Source organism: Rhizobium sp. WYCCWR10014 (genome assembly GCF_001657485.1).
In the GTDB taxonomy this organism is placed as follows: domain Bacteria; phylum Pseudomonadota; class Alphaproteobacteria; order Rhizobiales; family Rhizobiaceae; genus Rhizobium.
The window spans coordinates 183,314-202,967 of sequence record NZ_LXFU01000052.1 but is presented as its reverse complement, the minus strand read 5'-3'; the positions used below and the strand labels follow the sequence as shown (position 1 = coordinate 202,967).

Annotated in this window: 18 protein-coding genes; 2 read left to right on the top strand and 16 right to left on the bottom strand. The window is 61.0% G+C overall.

Translation table 11 applies throughout. From position 1 onward, the window contains the following. Positions 1-8: 8 nt before the first annotated feature. A complete protein-coding gene (locus A6U98_RS33520) occupies positions 9-1,121 on the bottom strand; it encodes a hypothetical protein (RefSeq protein ID WP_184501484.1) in 1,113 nt (370 codons plus the stop codon). 370 nt (positions 1,122-1,491) lie between these two features. On the opposite strand from A6U98_RS33520, the gene A6U98_RS33515 reads away from it, so the two are divergent. Both A6U98_RS33515 and A6U98_RS33510 read left to right on the top strand, forming a co-directional pair. Next, on the top strand, positions 1,492-2,004 hold the full coding sequence (locus tag A6U98_RS33515; protein WP_064655514.1) for a hypothetical protein: 513 nt from the start codon (positions 1,492-1,494) through the stop codon (positions 2,002-2,004). Between the two features lie 112 nt (positions 2,005-2,116). Next, positions 2,117-2,320: a cold-shock protein gene (locus tag A6U98_RS33510; protein WP_018480679.1), complete on the top strand. Its 204-nt coding sequence runs from the start codon at positions 2,117-2,119 to the stop codon at positions 2,318-2,320. A gap of 371 nt (positions 2,321-2,691) precedes the next feature. Here the strand turns inward: A6U98_RS33510 and A6U98_RS33505 are convergent, their stop codons facing one another. The 15 genes from A6U98_RS33505 to A6U98_RS33435 all read right to left on the bottom strand — a co-directional run bounded on the left by A6U98_RS33505 (position 2,692) and on the right by A6U98_RS33435 (position 19,601). Next, the gene (locus tag A6U98_RS33505; RefSeq protein ID WP_064655513.1) at positions 2,692-4,317 is read right to left on the bottom strand and encodes a GMC family oxidoreductase; all 1,626 of its coding nucleotides are present in this window, start codon (positions 4,315-4,317) and stop codon (positions 2,692-2,694) included. Then, complete coding sequence (locus A6U98_RS33500) at positions 4,314-5,843, bottom strand: FGGY-family carbohydrate kinase (RefSeq protein WP_064655512.1); 1,530 nt, start codon at positions 5,841-5,843, stop codon at positions 4,314-4,316. Before A6U98_RS33500 ends, A6U98_RS33505 begins: the two co-directional genes overlap by 4 nt. A gap of 32 nt (positions 5,844-5,875) precedes the next feature. Beyond that, on the bottom strand, positions 5,876-6,718 hold the full coding sequence (locus A6U98_RS33495; RefSeq protein ID WP_064655511.1) for a class I fructose-bisphosphate aldolase: 843 nt from the start codon (positions 6,716-6,718) through the stop codon (positions 5,876-5,878). Continuing rightward, entirely contained in the window at positions 6,691-8,439 is a 1,749-nt protein-coding gene (locus A6U98_RS33490; RefSeq protein WP_064655510.1) for a glycerol-3-phosphate dehydrogenase/oxidase, read from the bottom strand. The genes A6U98_RS33495 and A6U98_RS33490 overlap by 28 nt, the downstream gene beginning before the upstream one ends. Before the next feature lie 12 nt (positions 8,440-8,451). Continuing rightward, complete coding sequence (locus tag A6U98_RS33485) at positions 8,452-9,447, bottom strand: aldo/keto reductase (protein WP_064655509.1); 996 nt, start codon at positions 9,445-9,447, stop codon at positions 8,452-8,454. Next, entirely contained in the window at positions 9,444-10,448 is a 1,005-nt protein-coding gene (locus A6U98_RS33480) for a sugar-binding transcriptional regulator (protein WP_064655508.1), read from the bottom strand. Before A6U98_RS33480 ends, A6U98_RS33485 begins: the two co-directional genes overlap by 4 nt. A gap of 1 nt (position 10,449) precedes the next feature. After that, on the bottom strand, positions 10,450-11,442 hold the full coding sequence (locus A6U98_RS33475; protein ID WP_156667924.1) for an ABC transporter permease: 993 nt from the start codon (positions 11,440-11,442) through the stop codon (positions 10,450-10,452). Positions 11,443-11,470: 28 nt separating this feature from the next. Continuing rightward, positions 11,471-13,009 carry a sugar ABC transporter ATP-binding protein gene (locus tag A6U98_RS33470; RefSeq protein ID WP_064655628.1) on the bottom strand — a complete coding sequence of 513 codons (1,539 nt, stop codon included), beginning with the start codon at positions 13,007-13,009 and terminating at the stop codon, positions 11,471-11,473. A gap of 69 nt (positions 13,010-13,078) precedes the next feature. Further along, positions 13,079-14,107, bottom strand: coding sequence for a substrate-binding domain-containing protein (locus A6U98_RS33465; RefSeq protein WP_064655506.1), 1,029 nt, complete (start codon positions 14,105-14,107; stop codon positions 13,079-13,081). A 361-nt stretch (positions 14,108-14,468) separates the two neighbouring features. After that, positions 14,469-15,410, bottom strand: a complete 942-nt coding sequence (locus A6U98_RS33460) for an ABC transporter ATP-binding protein (RefSeq protein ID WP_064655505.1) — start codon at positions 15,408-15,410, stop codon at positions 14,469-14,471. Between the two features lie 22 nt (positions 15,411-15,432). Continuing rightward, positions 15,433-16,068: an ABC transporter permease gene (locus A6U98_RS33455; protein WP_024319723.1), complete on the bottom strand. Its 636-nt coding sequence runs from the start codon at positions 16,066-16,068 to the stop codon at positions 15,433-15,435. Continuing rightward, positions 16,065-16,697 (bottom strand): ABC transporter permease, encoded by a 633-nt coding sequence (locus tag A6U98_RS33450; RefSeq protein ID WP_003550062.1) that lies wholly within the window; start codon positions 16,695-16,697, stop codon positions 16,065-16,067. The genes A6U98_RS33455 and A6U98_RS33450 overlap by 4 nt, the downstream gene beginning before the upstream one ends. Positions 16,698-16,734: 37 nt before the next feature. After that, complete coding sequence (locus A6U98_RS33445; protein ID WP_064655504.1) at positions 16,735-17,553, bottom strand: PhnD/SsuA/transferrin family substrate-binding protein; 819 nt, start codon at positions 17,551-17,553, stop codon at positions 16,735-16,737. Positions 17,554-17,558: 5 nt separating this feature from the next. Further along, the gene (locus A6U98_RS33440) at positions 17,559-18,563 is read right to left on the bottom strand and encodes an ornithine cyclodeaminase family protein (RefSeq protein WP_064655503.1); all 1,005 of its coding nucleotides are present in this window, start codon (positions 18,561-18,563) and stop codon (positions 17,559-17,561) included. Positions 18,564-18,668: 105 nt separating this feature from the next. Further along, positions 18,669-19,601 (bottom strand): glycine betaine ABC transporter substrate-binding protein, encoded by a 933-nt coding sequence (locus tag A6U98_RS33435; protein WP_184501492.1) that lies wholly within the window; start codon positions 19,599-19,601, stop codon positions 18,669-18,671. Between the last annotated feature and the right edge of the window lie 53 nt (positions 19,602-19,654).

Genomic DNA, 19,654 nt, shown 5'->3' with positions numbered 1-19,654 from the left:
GCCATTTCCTATTTCCAGCTCGTATAATCGTCGGCGACGCAACCAAACGGCGCGCGATCCTGACCGAACCGCTTCTTCAGCTGCTCGCATCCCCACTCGTTCAACGGCGCTGGCATGAGATTGTTGATGTCCATGCCAGGCGATTGGAATGCTGTCGTGGAGGTCGTGACGTACCAAAGCCAGAAGCCGACCACACCCACGACGATCAGAAGCAACACGCCGAAGAAAAGCTGCAGCCGCTTCCAGACCGATACCGACCTTTTAGGTTCATCAATCAAGATCGGCACACTCTGGTCGTGTTCTTGCTGATACGCGAAGGGTGCAAGAGCTGCGGTGCGCTCATTATCCGTAAGCTCCACGCGCTGCAGACGATCGTCGAGAAGCACCGGCAGGGCCGTATTGCCGTGCCTCACGGCCAGTCCGATCGCCTTGCCATTAGCTTCACCGACGATCAGAGGCTCCTCTCCATTCTTCATGCGCGTGTAAGCCGATCGCCCCGTTTTGTCGTCGGCAATCTTGTCGTTATAGGTGATGGAAAGGACGCCGCGTTTGCGGTCGAATGCGGTGATCTCGACCGGGACGGGGGTCAGCATGGCGGGCCGAAGCAACTGGCCCTTGACCCACCAAATGCGGATAGCGAGAAAAATCATCCCCAGGCCCATGCCGCCGAGCAGTAGCGCAAACACAGTGAGCGTGATGATTCGGTTCCAGAGCATATCAAGACCCAGGCTCATCGTCGCAAGTTCCGGATGATCGGCTGATATCACAAGGCCGGTTTCGTAGTCACCGGTATGGAAATCGACGAACATGACCTCCACCTCGGTGTCGTAGTCTCGTCCACCATAACTGTAGACAAGGCGTGCCTCGCAATCGGTAAAGACTGCCTTGCGTGTCGTGCATCGCCCGTTTTGCACGTCGCCATTTTCGAGCGTCAAAGGGTTCTGGCTGATCTGGAAATCGCGGATTACCCCTGGTGCTTCCGAGACGAATAGAAAGACAGCCAGTGCCAGGATAATGGGCGTCGACCAGAAATAGGCGCTAGGCGTGGAGATTACGTTCCGCGCCAACGAAAGCGGGCGACCAGGAAGAACAAGTGAAGGCAATGGCGTCGGACCCCTCATATGTGACAGCGCAATGGGCTGGCAAGCTCAGACAGCGGCCAATGAGGCAGCAACTCAAAGCGCTGCGCGTCCTTTGCGCATCTGAAAGGACGCTGGGCGCTATAGCGGAATTGATGTCATGCGGCCGGCTTGCACAATCTCATTGTGTAAGACCGATCTAAAGCCTCAGGCGGGCGATCGGCAATCCATTTCAGCGTGCCTGGGCATCATTGGTCCGTTGATCTTGTTGAAAACGTGCGCGCGGCCTTGGGAACGCGGTCAATACCTCCCCTACGGAACCAAATCATCGCCGGGCGGTTATATGACACCCCTCCTCCTCCAATAGCCGAGCGTCATGATGTGGATGTTATGCGGCCCGAAAGTTACTCAGATGATTAAGGTTCTTGCCTGCGCCATCGCCGCTGCGACGGCGTCAATGCTCATGGCCGGCGCCGCCCACGCCGACGAATCCGCCTTCCTCAAAACACTGGCGGGAAGTTGGAGCGGTAATGGTACGGTGAAAGTGCGGACAAATGCACCGACAATTAAAGTCACGTGCCGTTTCAAATCGGATGCGAATGCAAGTTCCCTTGCACTCAATGGACGCTGCACCAGTCTCGTCGTTTTTTCCCGTGTCATCAGCGCCAACCTCAAGGCCAGCGGTGACACCTACACCGGCTCCTACGTGGGCGCGGGCACCGGCACCGCGGGTCTGGGCGGAAAGCGCGCTGGCAATGCCATAAGCCTCGCGATCAAATGGGCGAAAGAGGTCAATGGCGATCGACGTGCGCAGATGACAATCGAAAAAACCGGGGCATCGGGCATGCGCCTCACAACCGTCGATACCGACCCGGCTACAGGTCGATCGGTTGTTACGAGCCGCATTGACCTTCGTCGGAGCTGATATCTTTTTGCGTTCAAAGCGCCGCTGGCGTGCTAAAGGGTTGATAGAGAAGCTGCGAAGCTATAGTTTCGCCTTCGCAAATCGTCGAACGATACAAGGAAATAGTTATCTCATGCCGACAGGTACCGTTAAATTCTTCAATGACGACAAGGGCTTCGGCTTCATCACCCCTGAGGGTGGCGGGCAGGACGTTTTTGTTCACGTGTCTGCGCTGCAGAGCGGCGGGTCGCTCCGCGAAGGCGACAAGGTCAGCTTCGAAGTTGGACAGGATCGCAAGACCGGAAAATCGAAGGCTGAGAACGTCTCGACTATCTGATCGAAATCGAAGATGGCCCAGCCTGCGTTGAGCGGGTTGGGCTCATCCTCATGAGCCGTGGGCGCGAATGCCTTCGTCCTCTAAAGCGCGCCGCGATCTTTCAGATTCGCCTCGCGCTTTAGGTCTTTGTGTTACGCATAGCGGTCGCGCAAAACCGCTGCGCACTTTTGCGCGACATGCTTTAAGCCGAAACGCCGGCAATCGAGGTCTGGGCGTGTCGTTCACGCCCGCGCCTTGGAAAATCCCGAATATCACGCATGAGGACGCTCATGCCAGCGCAGTGGCGGAAACCAGAGCGTTTTCTCTCTGACAAAGGATGTTGCACGCATTCGCTTTCAGACAATGCGGGGGCCATCACGGTGAAGAGTGCATTAAGCCCCTAATAGGATGCTCTCCGCGGCCTTCTCTGCAATCATGATCACCGGCGAGTTGGTGTTGCCCGACACGATCGTCGGCATGATCGAGGCATCGACCACCCGCAGTTTCGCCAGCCCATGCACCCGCAATTGCGGATCGACAACCGCCATCGTGTCGCTGCCCATCTTGCAGGTGCCGACCGGATGGAAGATCGTTGTGGCGATATCGCCGACGCGACGGATCAGTTCCTCGTCAGTCCGGTATTCCGTGCCCGGCAGCATCTCCTGCGGCCGGTACTTGGCGATGGCACCGGCCTCCATAAGCCGGCGGGCGTGCCGGATCGATTTCGTCGCAACCATCCGGTCGCCGACGGTCGAAAGATAGTTCGGGCGGATTTCCGGCGCCACGGAAAAGTCTGGGCCACCAACATGCACGGTCCCGCGGCTCTCCGGCCGCAGATTGCAGACGGAGACGGTGACCGCCGGATATTTGTGCAGCGGCTCGCCGAGCCGGTCGGTGCTCAAGGGCTGCACGTGATATTCGAGATCGGCGGTCGCAACGGCCGGATCGCTCTTGGCAAAGATACCGAGCTGGCTCGGCGCCATCGACAACGGCCCGGACCGGCGCAGCATATATTCAAGCCCCATGCCCGCCCGGGTGAACAGGTTGTGATAGAGCTGGTTCAGCGTCTTTGCGCCCTCGATACGGAAGACCGTACGGATTTGCAGATGGTCCTGCAGGTTTTCGCCGACACCTGGAAGTTCATGGACGACGTCCAGTCCGGCAGCGGACAACACATCCGGTCGACCGACCCCGGAAAGCTCCAGGATTTTCGGCGAATTGATCGCACCGGCAGACAGGATGACCTCGCGACCGGCGCGAGCCAGATGATTCTGCCCGTTCAGCCGGAACCGCACGCCGGTCACCATTCTGCCGTCGAATTCCAGCCGCTCGGTTTCGGCACCGGTCAGCACACGCAGATTGGGCCGCTTCATCACCGGGCGCAGAAAGGCCTTGGTCGTGTTCCAGCGCAGGCCGCCACGCTGGTTGACCTCGAAATAGCCAGAGCCCTCATTGTCGCCATCGTTGAAATCGTCGGTCTTCGGGATACCGAGTTCTTCAGCTGCATCGCGAAAGGCATCGAGGATCGGCCAGGAAAGCCGCTGCTTTTCCACCCGCCATTCGCCGCCTGCCCCGTGCATCCGCGACTTGCCACGATAGTTGTCCTCGGATTTGAGGAAATAGGACAGCACGTCGTCCCAGCCCCAGCCGGAATTGCCCGCCTGCCGCCAACCATCGTAATCGGCCGCCTGGCCGCGCATGTAGATCATGCCGTTGATCGAGGAGCAGCCGCCCAGCAGTTTTCCACGCGGATAGGGCAGTGACCGGCCGTTCAGTCCTGCTTCCTCGGCCGTCCTCATCATCCAATCGGTGCGCGGATTACCCATGCAGTAGAGATAGCCGATCGGCACATGCACCCAATGATAGCGGTCGCTGCCGCCGGCTTCGAGCAGCAGGACGCGGTTTTTCGGATCGGTCGACAGCCGGTTGGCCAGAACGCATCCCGCCGATCCGGCGCCGACGATGATGAAGTCGTAGCTTCCCGCATCAATGGCTGCATCATCCACACGCATATTCACGCCCCCGCCCCCGCTGCAACCGGCGGGACCGCCGTCAGACGCCGCCAGAGCGGTGCCATCGCTTCGGCGATATCCTGATAAAGAGCGTAACGCCGCGCATAATGCGCCTCAAGCGAGACATCCGGGCGATAATGCCGCTCGGTCCGGACCATGGCCGCAGCACCAGCGCCGAAGTCCGCGAAGACACCGACGCCGGTTCCAGCCGCAATCGCCGCTCCTAGTGCACCGGTTTCACGCGAGCGGGCAACGCTGACCGGAACGCCGAGCACATCGGCAAAGATCTGCGGCCAGATCAGGCTGCGCGAGCCGCCGCCGGACAGCACGGCTTCGTTGAAGACCGCGCCGGCCTCTCGGATCGTCTCGATGTGCTGGCGATGCCCGAAGGCGACACCTTCGAGAAGCGCGCGAATGAGATGCCCCCTGGTGTGCCAGCCGGCAATGCCGTAGAAGCCGGCGCGCGCATGGCCGTCCTGCTGGGCACCATAGAGATATGGATGGTAGAGCGGGTCGTCTGCCGCGGGCTCGATCGCCTCGGCCAGCGCACAGCAGGCATCGAAGGGCGAAACGCCATCCGCATGCTCGCCTTCGAAGAACTCCCGCACCAGCCATTCGAGATTGGCAGCCGAGGTGGCACTATTCTCCATCGCCATGTAGCGACTGCGATCGAAGGTCGAGGACATGAAGACCGGCCCGTCGAGGTCGGGACTGTCTATAACGACCTGGTTGATGCTCCAGGTGCCGGCAATGATCGAGGCGCTGCCGGTGCGCGAAACGCCCGAGCCGAGCGCCGAGGCGACGACGTCGAACAGCCCGCCAATCACGGGCGTACCGGCGGCGAGCCCGGTTTGCGTCGCCACCTCCTCGGTCACCGTACCGGCAATGTCGGCGCTTTCGATGAGCGGCGGCAAGAGGTCCATGCAATCGCCCAGTCCATAGGCTTCCATCAGTGCCTTGTCGTAGCGGCGCGCGGCAAGATCGAGCAGACCGGCCCCCGACATGTCGGACACCTCGCTGACGCGGCGGCCGGTCAGCCGGTTGACGACGAAATCCTTGGAGAAAAACACAGTGCCGATGCGGTTGAACAGGTCCGGCCGGTGACGCTTCAGCCAGGCAAGCAATGTCGGCGTCTGGGATGGCCACGGACGCTGGCGGGCAATCGGATAGGTCCGGTCACCAACGCCGGCCTCTCGCCATTCATCGACCAGCCCGGCCGCCCGCGTGTCGAGCGACTGAATGCCGATGAGCGGAGCGCCGTCGCGATCAAGCGCATAGAGACCGTTGCCATGCCCGGCGCAACCGATCGCGGCGATTTCCTCCGGCTGGATCCTTGCCTTTTCGATGCAGGCGCGGATGACCTGCCGGGCATTCGCCCATAATTCGTCCAGACCCCGCTCGACATGCCCCGGGCTTGGCATGCGGCTGTGTCCTTCTTCTGACGCAGCCGCGATCTCGTTGCCGTGCCGGTCGTAAATCACCGCCTTGATGACGGTGTTTCCGGCGTCGAGCCCCAAAAGATACTCTCCCATACAGAACCCCTCCGAAGGTTCGAAATCGCTGCTCAAACCTGCTGGTAGAGCGCAAAGGCCTGTTCGCCGCTCGCATCCTCGTGCACGATCGCCATCAGCCCGCGCACCACGGCACTCGGATTGGCGTGCTGATAGATGTTGCGCCCATAGACCATGCCCATTGCGCCCTGTCGCATCAAGGCGGCGGATTTGTCGAAAACGGCACGAAGATCCTCCTTGCCGCCGCCGCGCACCAGAACCGGGCAACGGGCTGCTTCCACCACTCTGTGGAAATCCTCGGCATTGGTGGTTGGGTCCGCCTTGACGATATCCGCACCCATCTCACGGGCGAGCCGCGTCAACGTAACGATCTTGTCGGCATCGCCGTCGACCATGTAGCCGCCCTTTTCCGTCACCGGCTGCATCACCAGCGGCTCGATCATCAGCGGCATGCCATACTTGTCGCAATCAGCCCGGACGCGGGAAATGTTCTGCACGCACTGGCGGAACAGGTCCGGCTCGTCCGGCAGCATGAACAGGTTGACGACCACGCAGGCCGCATCCATCTCGATCGCGCCGATCAACGGCTCGGCCTCGTTCTGCAGCACTGCCCACATGTCGCGGTGGCGGATCCGGTTATAGGGATTGCCCATGTCGATGCGCATGACCAACGCCGGCTTGTCCTTGCCGGGCACGTCCTGCAGCAGGTCCGCCTGGCCGTAATTCATCTGGATCGCATCTGGCCCGGCAGAAACCAGCGCCTTAACGACGGCCTGAATGTCCTCCAGCCCATTGAGGAAGGATGGTTCGTTACAGACGCCGTGATCGATCGCCACATCGAGGCAGCGGCCGCCGCCGAACAGCCGGTTCATCCGGACTTTGCTGTTGTGTCGCATTCTATGCTCCTTGGTTCGTTCCTTGCGGAAAGCATGTTTTCGTCAACGCCGTGGCGTTGGTTGAGAAGGGTGAGAAAACGCTCGCGCTCACGGGCGCGATGCGCGAGCGTCCAGTGCTTTTCCTGCGCCAGCAGGTCGAGTGCGGCATCCATCATGTCGAGCGTAAGTTCGCCCGAAACGGCAAGCGTCGTGCGCCGCAAAAGCAGGTCGTCGAGATGTTCCACCGCTTCACCGCGGATAAGGAACTGCAATTCGCGCATCGAGTAGCCGGCGTGCGGCAGCACTGCATCGGGGCCGGCCGTGATGAAGTCGCCAACCGCCTCGGCATCCGTGCCATATCGGGCAAACATCTCAGCCATGCGCCGGCCGGAAAGGCCCTTGCTGGCCGCCATCTGCGTGAGCCAGGCGGCCGCGCTGGCGGGAAATGCCCGCCCGCCGCCGATCGGCCGATCGGTTGTCGCAATGCGGCGCCGCCTGCCCAGCCTTTCCAGAGCCATGTCGGCCGCCAGTTCCCCGAAGGATCGGAATGTCGTCCACTTGCCGCCGATCATGCACAGAACCGGTGGGCCACCATCCTTCGGCTCCACGACCGTGCAGAAATGATCGCGCGGGATGCGGCCGGTAAAGCTGTCAGTGCTGGCCGGCAGCGGCCGCACGCCGGAAAACTGGAAAACGATCTGTTCCGGCCGGACGGTGATATCAGGCAGCACGAAGGCGAGCGATTGCAGGATATAATCCCGCTCGTCTGCCTCGCAGCGCACCGTTTCCGGATCGTCGACGCGGATATCGGTCGAACCGACGAGAACCTTGCCGAGATAGGGAAACAGGATGCAGATCCGCCCGTCCTCGTTTTCATAGTAGATCATGTGATCGGCGAGTGCGTCGCGCAGGTCCGCATTGTCGACGATCAGATGCGAGCCCTTGGTGCCGCCCATCAACGGCGCCGGCCGTGCTTCTGGCGAAAACAGCGCCTGGTTGGCGATGTCTATCCAACCGCCGGTGGCGTTGATGATCAGCACCGGTTCGACGCTAATCGACGCCCCGCCGATCAGGTCCTCGACCCGATATTGGCCATCCTCTGTCCGCCGCAGTTCCGCGTAATTCAGCGCCTTCGCCCCGAATTTTGCTGAAAGCCCATCCTGCAGAAGCTCGATGCCCAGCCGCTCCGGATGACTGACCCAGGCGTCGAAATAGGTGGCCGAACTCTTGATGTCGGGATTGAGCGCCGGCCACTTGGCAAGCGTCGTGCGCCGGCCGCGAAACTGGTGGCGCGGCATCAGCGCCCGCTTGCGGGTCAGGAAGTCATAGATGCTCAGGCCCGCCTTGATGGCGACGGCGCCACGCCGGCTCGGGCGGCGGCTGAGGCCCAGGAAGCGGACGATGCCATTGCCGAGGCCGGAAAATATATCGAACACCGGCACCGTCGTCGGCAGCGGCGCGACGTAATGCGGGGCGTTGCGCAGCAACCGGTCCCGCTCGACCAGCGATTCCTGCACCAGCTTGAATTCGCCGTTCTCAAGATAGCGAAGACCTCCATGGACCATGCGCGACAGCGCCGAACTGGCCCCGGAGCAATAGTCGTGTTTCTCGACGAGCAGCACGTTCAGCCCCTGCAGCGACAACTCGCGAAAGACGCTGATGCCGTTGATGCCGCCACCGATGACACAGACGTCCACCTTCGGGCTCTGGCGGAGCCCGTCCAATATCTCTTGCCGTTTCATGATGGCGATCCGCTACCTGTCCATGTCAGTCAGTTTCGCCGCTATGGCCGTATCGATGGCCGCAAGATCGGCCGCATCCAGCCGGATGGTCCCGGCTCGCGCATTGTCGAGCGCTTGTGCCGGATTGCGCGCCCCGCAAAGTGCAAAGGTGACGCCCGGCTGCGCCAGCGTCCAGGCAATCACGATCTGGGCGATGCTGGCTCCGTGTCTTTCGGCGACCGGCCGGATGGCGTCGGCCAGCGCCGTTGCCTTCTGGCGATTGTCGACCGAAAAGCGCGGATTGTCCTTGCGCTGGTCGTCGCCGGAAAACACGCGGTCCGGACCGATGGTGCCGGACAGCAACCCCAACGCCAGCGACGAGTAGCTCAGCGTCGCTATGCTGTTGGCCTTGGTCAGCGGCAGAAGCTCCGCCTCGATCTCCCGGTCGATCATGCTGAACCGCTCCTGGATTGCGTCGAGACCACCAGCAGCAATATAGGCATTGAGGTCGTCGGGGCTGACATTGCTTGCGCCGATCGCCCGGATCTTGCCCGATGTGCGCAGGTCTTCCAGCGCCCGCATCGTTTCCTCGATCGGGGTCGTCGCGTCCTGCCAATGGGTGATGTAGAGGTCGATATAATCGGTTCCGAGCCGCCTCAGACTTTCCTCGACCTCATGCAGGATCGCGTCGCGGCCGAGATAACGGTGCACCGGCTTGCCGTCTTGATCGAAGAAATGACGGCCCTTCTGCGTATGCCAGACAAGGCCGCATTTGGTGGCGATGACTGCCTTATCGCGGCGCCCGGTCAGCGCCTTGCCGACGATCTCCTCGGAACGTCCAAGCCCATAGGCCGGCGCCGTATCGATCAGCGTCACGCCGGCATCGAGCGATGCCTGGATCGCGGCGATGGATTCGGCCTCATCGGTCCCGCCCCACATCCAGCCGCCGATCGCCCAGGTGCCCAGTCCCACCGCCGAGGCGGAAACGCCCGATTTGCCGATCTCACGTGTCAATTGCTGTCCGCTCATGCCCATTTTCCTTCGCCATTCGCCAGTGCCAGCACCCGCGCACCCGTCGCCTCATCGGTCACCAGCGTATCGAGATGATTGCCCCTGAGAACGCTGAGGATCGGGCCTGCCTTGTTCGGCCCGCTCGCCACACCGATTTTGGTGGGGATCGAGGCGAATTCCGGCAGCGTCAGCGACACCAGCGAACGGTTGAGGCTGTAGTCGCAGACTTGGCCATGATCATCGAGCAGATGCGCCAGCAATTCGCAGGAGGCGCCGGACCGCTCGATCGCGGCGCGGTCGGTGCTCGAGGAGGGATGCAGGTCGTAATAGCTCGAATCGTCCGAGAGGATCGAGCCAATGCCGACCACCGCCACCTTCGCCTCGCGCGCCCGTTTGAAAACGTCTGCGACGGAACGCATGTTGATCAGCATCGCCCGCTGCTCGGCATCGTCGGCAAAGAGGGGCGCGTGGATCTGGTAGGAACGTCCCCCAAGCCGGTCGGCCATCAAGGTCGAGACATGATTGACGTCAGTATAGTGTTTACCCTGCACGCAGCCGGTTGCTGGAATGACCTCGACATTGAACCGACGCGGCGGCTGCAGACCGGCGACGACGGCGCTCACCCCTTTGCCGCCGGTGATGCAGATCGTATCGCCGTCGATAATCTCTTCCAGCAGCAACCGTGCTGCCGCTTCGCCAACGGCCTGAAGCGCAGTCTGCGGATTGTCGGAAACGGTCGGCACCACGACGGCACGGCCGATGCCGCCAAGCGCTCGTAGCTGTTCTTCCATATCGACCAGCGGCTCGACCGGCGACTTGATCTTGATCTCGACCAGACCGAGCTGGCGGCCGCGCTTGATCAGGCGGTTGACGGTGGCGTGCGAGATGCCGATCTGATCGGCAATTTGCGCCTGTGTCAGTCCCTCGAGGAAATGCAGGACCAGAGCCTGGTGCATCTGCCGGGCGATGACGATTTCCTCGCGCGGCGCATTTGCGGGTTTGAGCTTGGCTATCGGCATATCAGGCAGCCTTCCGCTTGTGCAGGAAATGGTCGATCGAGACGGCGGCAAGCAGAATGCAGCCTTTGATCATGTCTTGCCAATAGACGGACACGTCAAGCAAGATCAATGAGCTTGTTACGACCGACAGCAGGGCAATACCGAGAATAGCCCCAAGGATCGTGCCGGAACCGCCATTCAGCGACGCACCGCCGATCACCGCGGCGGCGATGATGTTGAGCTCCATGCCGACACCAAAGGTCGGGGTCGCGGCACCGAAGCGGGACATGTAGATCACCCCGGCAACGCCGGACAGCGTCGCGCAGAGCACCGTCACCCAGAATTTCACCTGGTTGGTCTTGATACCGGAATAGAGCGCCGCCTTCTCGTTGCTGCCGGTGTAGAACACCTTGCGGAAGGCGGTTGCCCGGCGCAGCAGGAAATCGAACAGCACGACGACCGCAACAAAAATCAGGATTACATAGGGGACGCCATATAATGTGCCCTGCCCGACCGCCTTGAACGAGGGCGGCAAGGTGAAGAGCGACAGCGGCGTACCCTTGGTGATGATCAGGCAGATACCACGCACGATGACCATCGCCGCAAGCGAGGTGATGAAGTGGTTGAGACCGACGACCGTGACGAAGAAGCCCATGACACAGCCGATCAGGCCGCTGGCAATGATCCCGATCAGGGATGCGCTCCATGGATCGAGTCCCATCAGGAACAGCGAGCCCGACAGCACCATCGAGAAGCAAACGACCGAGCCGACCGACAGGTCGATGCCGCCGACAATCAACAGGATGGTCATGCCGACGACGACGATCCCTTCCACCGAGAACGACATCAGCATCGCCCGGAAGTTGCCGAGCGTCAGAAAATGCGGCGAGGCAAAACTCATGACGATGCAGAGCGCCAGGATGATCGCGATCAGTCCCGCCTCGCGCATCGTCCCCAGCCGTTTCCAGCCGGGCGCGCGTGCCTGATGTGCCGTTGCCAGTGTAGCGTCCGCCATGACCCTGTCTCCTGCCCCTGCTTTTTCCCTACGCGGCATGCTCTGATGCCTTTGAATTGTTGTGACCGCCGATACCGGAGGCGAGCCGCATGATCGTTTCCTCCGTCATCGCTTCGCCCTCGACCTCGCCTGCGACCGTGCCTTCGTGGATAACCAGCACCCGATCGCACAGGCCGAGAAGCTCCGGCAGTTCCGACGAGATGACGACGATGCCGATGCCGGAGCGCGCGAGATCGCGCAGCAGCCGGTGGATTTCCGATTTGGCGCCGACATCGATGCCACGCGTCGGCTCATCCATCAGAATGACCTTGGGATCGACCGCCAACTGCTTGGCAATCGCCACCTTCTGCTGGTTTCCGCCCGACAGCGACGAGACCGGCATGTCGATGCCACCCATCCGTACGCCGAGCCGCCGGGCCAGGTTGTGGGCACGATCCGCCTCGGCCTTGGAATTCAACAGTCCCAGCGGTCCGGTCAGCGATTTCAAATCGAGAACGGCAATGTTCTGGGCGATGGAAAGATCGAGGAAAATGCCAGAGCCTTTCCGGTCTTCCGACAGGTAGACGACGCCAGCCTGCGCTGCCTGCGCATAGGACCGCGCCCGCAGCCGCTGTCCATGCAGTTGCACCTCGCCGCCGGTTACAGGCCGCAATCCGCAAATACCTTCGGCTATCTCGGTGCGCCCCGAGCCGATCAGCCCGCCGACGCCGAGAATTTCACCCCTGCGCAGGTCGAAGCTCACATCCGTAAAGCGGCTGCCGTCGCCGAGATCGCGGACGCTCAGGATGATCTCATCGGTCCGCTCCGCCGGCGCCTGTTTTTCCGGATAGAGCTGGGTGATCTCGCGCCCGACCATGCGGCGCACAACATCATCCGGCGTCAAATCCGCCACCTTCTCCGTCGAGACATAACGGCCATCGCGAAACACGGTGACCCGGTCGCACAGGCTGAAGATTTCGGCCATGCGGTGGCTGATATAGATGATCGAAATACCCTGCGCCTTGAGGTCGCGGATGATTCCGAACAGGACCTGCGTCTCCGATTCCGTCAAAGCAGCCGTCGGTTCGTCGAAGATCAGCACCCGACAATCGAGCGTCAGTGCCTTGGCGATCTCGACAAGCTGCTGGCTGGAAATCGACAGGTCACCGACTTTGCGGCGCACGTCGATCGGCGCCAGACGATTCATCACGACCTGTGCATCCCGCTCCAGCCGGCCATAATTCATGAAAGGCGAGCGCCGACGGTTGGTCGCGGCCATGAACATGTTCTCGGCCACCGTCGCATCGGGGCAGAGCGCGATTTCCTGATGCACGAGGCCAAGCCCGAGCGATTGCGCCACGGCCGGCGACGTCACCTTTACCGGCGCGCCATCGACGAGAACGTCCCCTTCGGTCGGCTGCAGCACGCCGGCAATGATGTTCATCAGCGTCGACTTGCCCGCGCCGTTTTCGCCGCAAAGCGCATGAACCTCGCCCTTCTCCAGGCTGAAGCTCACATCCGTCAACGCCTTCACCGCCCCGAAGTGCTTGCTGACATTGCGGATTTCCAGAACCGGCACCGACGCCATCATCGTCTCCTCCTCACGCTCGCGGTGGCTGTCCGGAGTTTCCTGCCTCCGGACAGCCGGCACAAAGGCTTACTCCTCGATGCCTTTGGTGCCCCGCCGCTTCAGATACTTGTCCCAGTAGAAGTCGTCGGCATTATCAGCCGTGACGATCGACAGGCCGTTGTCGACGAACGGAATGCTCATCGGGTTGAAGCCGGCGCGCTTGGCGTCGTTCATCGGGTCGATGAGTTCCGGATGCTTGGCCAGCCACAGAAGCATGAAGCCCATGTAACCCTGCATGCCCTGGTTCGGATTGATCGAACCGAACACTTCGCCTGCCTTGATCATATCGAGAATGTTGGCATTGACGTCGGCGCACATCACGAGGATCTTGCCGCCGCTTTCCTTGTTGGCCTGCGAAGCGCCGATGGCCGAATTCGCTTCCGGCATGAAGACGGCCCCAATGTTCGGATGGGCCTGCACCAAGCTCATCAGGCCCTGATAGGCCTTGTTCGGGTCCTGGTTGGACGCAGCGCGGCCGACGAGCTTCATGTCAGGATATTTTTCCTCCATACGGGCGATGAAGGCGGCGATACGCTTGTCGTGGTTGTCCTGGCCCGGATTTTCGAGAACGGCATATTCACCCTTGCCACCCATCTTTTCGGCAATCGCGTCGGCCGCATAGGTGCCTTCGCGGGTATTGTCCGACGTGACGAACGAGATGCGCTTGGAAAGCGGTGCATCGGCTGCGAAGGTCACGACCGCCGTGCCCTGGTCGATCGCCCGGTTGATCGGCTCGATGAACGGATCGGAGTTCATCGGATGAACGAGGATACCGGCCGGGTTCTGGGCCAGCGCCTGGTCGAAAGTGGCGATCTGCTTGTTGACGTCATATTCCGGCGTGCCGGTATAGGCGGTCTCGCAGCCGAGCTGCTGACCGGCCTGCTTGAACATTTCATAGACCGGGAACCAGTATTCGACGCCCGATACCATGACGTTCATGACGTATTTTTCACCCGGCTTGCAGCGGAACGGATTTTCCGTATCCGCGCTGGCCACGCCGGCCAAAAGCGTCGATGCAAGGACCGCCAATGCGGTCGTGCTTAGAAATTTGCGCAAGTTTCCTCCTCGAGGCCGAAGCCCCTCCCAAATATCCGGCGGCGCCTCAGCGGCTGCCGATGATCCATTGAAGACCGGAGTTCCTCCTCGAAGTCCGGTATGGGCAGATAATCGCAACGGCAGAGCGCTGTCAATATAATTCATACCGTGAAATATATTTCATCACCATACACTGGGGGCGGTCGATGCCGCTTGCGAGCGCTCGAAGGGTTCATGCCGGTCGTATGGCGACTGGCGATGTCGCCCATTCGGCAAACAACCGCAGCCGGAGCACTTCGGCATTTCCCCGCGCCATGGAGACTATCTTTTGGTTTTGTGCCATTCCGGTCGCAAGACCGCTGCGCAGTTTGGGGGAATTGCCCTACAGCCGATTGGCGCGCAATAGGGTGTCGCGAGACAAATATCCCGCAAGCGTCCCGTCTGCGGCTTTGACGTGCAGGCCCGGCATCTCACCGGAGAGGATAAGCGCCAAGGCATCGTGAACCGTGGCGTCAGCGGCGATCTCGGCATCGCCATTCGACGGTTCCGGCGCGGTCATGATCATCGATACGGCAATCAAGCTTAGCCTTTTTATGGCTCGGTCGGGACCGAGGAAACTCTCGACGAACCCATTGACGGGACGCGCAAGGATTTCCTGCGGGGTATCATATTGAAGGAGGCGGCCGTCGCGCATGATGGCGATGCGATCACCCATCTTGATCGCCTCATCGAGGTCATGGGTGACGATGACGACGGTCTTCTTCACCTTCCTCAGAATATCGCGGAATTCGTCCTGAAGCCGGACGCGGGTGATCGGATCGATGGCGCCGAACGGTTCGTCCATCAGCATGATGGCAGGGTCGGCGGCGAGCGCGCGCGCGAAACCGACGCGCTGACGCTGCCCGCCCGACAATTCGTGTGGCAGGCGCTGCCGCATGATGGCCGGATCAAGTCCTACGAGATCCAGCAGCTCGTCGACCCGGCGATCGCTGCGCGCCTTTTCCCAACCGAGAAGCCGCGGCACGGTCGCGACATTGCGCGCGATCGACATATGCGGAAACAGACCGACTTGCTGGATGACATAGCCGATGCTGCGGCGCAGCTCTTTCTGATCGACCCGGGCGATATCTCTGCCATCGACCAGCACCCGTCCCGCCGTGGGCGTCTCCAACTGATTGATCATGCGCATGGTCGTGGTCTTGCCGCAGCCCGAAGGACCGATCAGGGCAACCGTCGTGCCGGTCTCGATCAGAAGGTCGAGATTGTCGACCGCATGCGAACCGCTTCCGTCGTAATTCTTCGTAACATGGTCGAGATGAATCATCCTGATATCCGCTTTCGGCCGCTTAGCGCCGTTGAGTGAAGACGCGCTCCAGGGCGCCGAACGCCAATTCCGCAAAGATCGCGAGCAGGGCTATCGGAACCGCTCCGACGAGAAGGCGCGGCATGTTCATGATCGCAATGCCGGCATTGATGAAATCGCCAAGCCCGCCGCCGCCGATGAAGGAGGCCAGCGCCGCCCCGCCGATGACCTGGATGGCGCTCGTCCTGACGCCTGACAGAATTGACGGAACGGCCAGGGGAAGTTCTATCTCCCACAGCATCTGCCCGGCGCTCATGCCCATTCCATCGGCCGCATCGATCACCGAGGCGTCGATCTCGCGGATGCCGATGATTGTGCTCAACAGCAGCGGCGGCACGGCAAGGACGATGAGGGCCACCACCGATGGCAACAATCCGATGCCGAGAAACGGCATCGCCGCCGACAGGATCGCAAGGCTCGGTATCGAGCGCAAGGCGCCGGCAATATTGACCACTGCAAAGGCGGCGCGAGGTGCCCGTGCGACGGCAAATCCGAGTGGTACGGCAATGACGAAAGCGATGCCGAGCGATAGGACGCACATCAGAAGATGGCGATTGAAGGCATTGAAGAAGGCGCCGGAGTTGTTGAAGATCCAGCTGAATGCATCGATCACGATCATGCGGCTTTACCTCCACTGCGCCGGCGCAGCAGCTTTTCGAAGGATGCAAAACAGTAGTCGGCAAAGAGCGCCAGAAATGACGTCAGCAGCCCGCCGGCGATGATCTTTTCGGGAAACCGCTGGTCGATGCCTTCGAAAATGATGACGCCGAGCCCGCCGGCATTGATATAGGCGGCAACGGTCGCGATGCCGATGACCGTCACCATTGCAATGCGGATACCGCCGACGATATAGGGCATCGCCAGCGGCAGCTCGACTTCCCAGATCCGCCGCGCCGTGCCGTAGCCCATGCCATCGGCAGCTTCGAGTATGTCACGCGGAATTGCCTGAAACCCCATGCCGATATTGCGGATCAGGATCATCAGCGAGTAGGCGGCAAGACCGGTAATGGCGGGTGCTGCCCCGATCCCCATGATCGGAATGAGAAGCGCAAACAGCGCCAGGCTCGGCACGGCGAACAGGATACCGGTGAAGATGATGATAACCGCGAAGCTCCGCGGTCGCCTTGCCGCCCATATCCCGACGATCAGCGAGATCACCAAGGCAATGCCGACCGAGGAAAACACGAGATACAGGTGCTCCAACAGCGCTTCGAATAGCCGATCGAGGTGTTTAGGGACCCATTTCATCGTCGAGACCTCCGCGTCCGGACTCTCGTTCGCCTGTCTACCATGAGACCCCCAATCTGCGATCGGCGTCGTCGGCTCTTTGCGGCAGGACATCGTAGGCGGACGGAACGACCGCCGAAAATCGTCCGAGGCCGAGCCGTTCCAAAACCGCCGCTCCCTCAGGCGTTTCATGCAGCGTCACGAGGCTCTGCCGTAACGCCATGGCGATGTCTGCGGGCAATGTTTGCGCGGCAACCAGTAGCGGCGCGGGAAGCGGATCGGTCGTCGCCAGAATACGAAGACCATCGATTTCCTCGCGTTCGTGCATCGACAACAATTGGAAGGCATAAGCGTCAATCGCGCCCGCATCGATCCTGCCATCCTTGAGGGCTGCGACGATGCCTGAGGGGTTGAGCAGTGGTCCGACCGTCGTGCTCTGCTTCATCGTGCCCGCAAATCGGCCGGCAAGGTAGGAGCGTGCCGCATGGTAGCCCGATTGGGAATCGCGCACGGTCCAGCCCCAGCGTGCCGCAGCGAGATCCGCCACCGCGTTCACCGGCCCGGTGGAGGCAACGAGGATGTGGCTGGCATAGAGGGGCTGGTCCAAAGACCATGCCTCGCTCGAGACAGGTGCGGCAAGCACCGTCGGTCGCGCAGCCTCAGGCATGCGCGAAAACGGATAACCGCACATGAAGACCGCGCCCATGTCCGGTCTCGCCCACAATTCCGACAGCGGGGCTGGTGCTGCATGAGCAATGATCTCGAGTTCAATGCCGGACCGCAGGCTGACCTGCGCAAACAGCGCATCCCACAGGCCGCGAATGCGCGGGCTGAGATTATACATTCTCGAACAGGCGACCGGCTTGGACATCACCATGGCAATTATGCGAACCGCAGCCGCTGGCCGATATTCATCTCTCTTGCCTTGTCGACCATGGCGGCGCCGAGCGCCACGTCGGTCGTGCTGAGGCCGCGATGCCAGAACAGGATCGTCTCCTCCTCACTTTCGCGGCCGGGTTTCATGCCACAGACGATCTGGCCGATTTCGGCATGCAAATTCTCGGCCGTCACCTTGCCCTCATCGACGTGACGGCGAAGCGCTCCGAACGGTTTGCCGGGGCCGCATTGCCCCCAATCGTCGACGACGACCTTGTCCATGATGTCGGTGAGATCGAATTCGAGCGCGCTCATCGTGCCATAGGGCACGACGAAGGCTCCCTTCTTCACCCATTCCGTCTTGAACAGCGGCGCTGGTTCCGGCAGGCGGCTGGCCTCGACCATGATATCGGCGCCCTTGAGGCAATCCTGCCAATTGTCGGTGACGATGACCTTCTTGCCGAGATCCGCCTCGAGACGCTTGGCGAAAGCATCGCGACTTTCCGGGCGGCGCGAATGCACGCGGATTTCATCGAAATCGAAGAGATGATCGAGAAGGCGGACATTCCAGTAAGAGGTTCCGCGGGCACCGATATGGCCGAGAATCTTGCTGTTCTTGCGGGCGAGATATTTGGCGCCAAGAGCGGTGACGGCCCCGGTGCGCATGTCGGTGATAGCAGTTGCGTCGATGATGGCCTTCGGCACGCCTGTGTTCGGGTCGAACAGGTTGAGGACCGCAAGCTCCGAGGGCAGATCGACCTTATAGTTGTCGACGAAGTCGCCGACAACTTTGACGCCGGCATAGTTCAGCGCTTTGACGTAGCCGCGAAGCACGTTGAAATGGCCTTTGTCGGAGCTCTCCGGCACAAGATGGACACGCGGCTCGATGACGGTTTCGCCCCTGCCCTGCGCATCCAGCGCCTTCGACACTGCATCGAGAATCTCGTCATTCGTCAACGCCAGCGCCTTGGCATCAAGGGCGTTGAGATAGTCGATCCAGATTTCCTGCATTTCCCGCTTCTCCACATTCCCGTCCGGCTGCTTGGCGGACGGATTTTCGAACAGACACCCTGCCAGACCGCGGCCGGATTGATACCCGGCCGCGGGGCATGACAATCATTTCGGCAGCAGGCCGTTTTCCTTGAGGAATTCGACCGCCACGTCTTTGGCTTCCTCATGATCGGTCTCGACCTTGGCATTGAGGACCCGCATTTTCTCGTTATCGAGATGGGCGCCGACCGCTTCCAGCAGTTCGGCAACCTTCGGATTGGCCTTCAATATGTCCTGACGGACAACCGGCGCCACGTAGTAGGGCGGAAACAGACCCTTGTCATCTGCGAGCGGCACGAGGTTCTTCGAGCCGATCTGCCAGTCGGTCGCCGCGCCATTGGCGACGTCAATGTCCTTTTGTTCCAGCGCGTCATAACGAAGGCCAAGTTTGGCAAACTGCTTGAACTCCTTGAACTCGGCGTCGTAGACACGCTTCAGGCCGGGCAGGCCGTCGGCGCGATCCGGAAATTCAGCGCCGCCGCCGAAGACCAGGGTCTTGGAAACCTTGGCGAGATCCGACAGGCTCTTCAGATTGTTGGCCTGCGCCGTTTCCTGCCGGACCACGATGACATAGCCATTGTTGATGCCGCTCGGCTTCAGCCAGGTGAGGTTGAACTGCTTGGCGTAGAAATCCTTGACCTCAGTGTAGACCTTCTCGGCATCGGTCGACATCTCACCCTTGACGACGGAAGCGAGCGCCGTGCCGGTATATTCCGGATAGAGATCGATCTCGCCGGCCACCAATGCCTGGTGAGCAATCAACGTGCCGCCGAGGTTGATCTTGCGCTCAACGGTGACGCCGGCATTTTCCAAAACGGCGGCATACATTTCGGCAAGGATAAACTGCTCGGTGAAATTCTTGCTGCCGACCTTGATGGTCTCTGCGGATGCAGGCTGGAACATGGCGGCTGCCATCATGCCGGCTGCAAGGATGCCCTTTGTCCAATTTTTCATAATCATTCCCTCTTGTTGACTTTTCAATGAACGAACTGACGGCATTCCCCAGAATAACCGTCAGCATGACCGGTCGGCGCCCTGCCCTTCTTGCCGGG

Bases quoted from the DNA above. Each gene is read 5' to 3' on its own strand.
- A6U98_RS33445 (WP_064655504.1), bottom strand. From the start codon at position 17,553: ATGGTGATGTCCAAGCCGGTCGCCTGTTCGAGAATGTATAATCTCAGC.
- A6U98_RS33485 (WP_064655509.1), bottom strand. From the start codon at position 9,447: ATGAGCGGACAGCAATTGACACGTGAGATCGGCAAATCGGGCGTTTCC.
- A6U98_RS33475 (WP_156667924.1), bottom strand. From the start codon at position 11,442: ATGGCGGACGCTACACTGGCAACGGCACATCAGGCACGCGCGCCCGGC.
- A6U98_RS33500 (WP_064655512.1), bottom strand. From the start codon at position 5,843: ATGGGAGAGTATCTTTTGGGGCTCGACGCCGGAAACACCGTCATCAAG.
- A6U98_RS33480 (WP_064655508.1), bottom strand. From the start codon at position 10,448: ATGCCGATAGCCAAGCTCAAACCCGCAAATGCGCCGCGCGAGGAAATC.
- A6U98_RS33460 (WP_064655505.1), bottom strand. From the start codon at position 15,410: ATGATTCATCTCGACCATGTTACGAAGAATTACGACGGAAGCGGTTCG.
- A6U98_RS33435 (WP_184501492.1), bottom strand. From the start codon at position 19,601: ATGCCGTCAGTTCGTTCATTGAAAAGTCAACAAGAGGGAATGATTATG.
- A6U98_RS33510 (WP_018480679.1), top strand. From the start codon at position 2,117: ATGCCGACAGGTACCGTTAAATTCTTCAATGACGACAAGGGCTTCGGC.
- A6U98_RS33520 (WP_184501484.1), bottom strand. From the start codon at position 1,121: ATGAGGGGTCCGACGCCATTGCCTTCACTTGTTCTTCCTGGTCGCCCG.
- A6U98_RS33440 (WP_064655503.1), bottom strand. From the start codon at position 18,563: ATGCAGGAAATCTGGATCGACTATCTCAACGCCCTTGATGCCAAGGCG.
- A6U98_RS33490 (WP_064655510.1), bottom strand. From the start codon at position 8,439: ATGAAACGGCAAGAGATATTGGACGGGCTCCGCCAGAGCCCGAAGGTG.
- A6U98_RS33495 (WP_064655511.1), bottom strand. From the start codon at position 6,718: ATGCGACACAACAGCAAAGTCCGGATGAACCGGCTGTTCGGCGGCGGC.
- A6U98_RS33515 (WP_064655514.1), top strand. From the start codon at position 1,492: ATGATTAAGGTTCTTGCCTGCGCCATCGCCGCTGCGACGGCGTCAATG.
- A6U98_RS33470 (WP_064655628.1), bottom strand. From the start codon at position 13,009: ATGGCGTCGGTGCCGGTTCTGGAAATCCGCAATGTCAGCAAGCACTTC.
- A6U98_RS33450 (WP_003550062.1), bottom strand. From the start codon at position 16,697: ATGAAATGGGTCCCTAAACACCTCGATCGGCTATTCGAAGCGCTGTTG.
- A6U98_RS33455 (WP_024319723.1), bottom strand. From the start codon at position 16,068: ATGATCGTGATCGATGCATTCAGCTGGATCTTCAACAACTCCGGCGCC.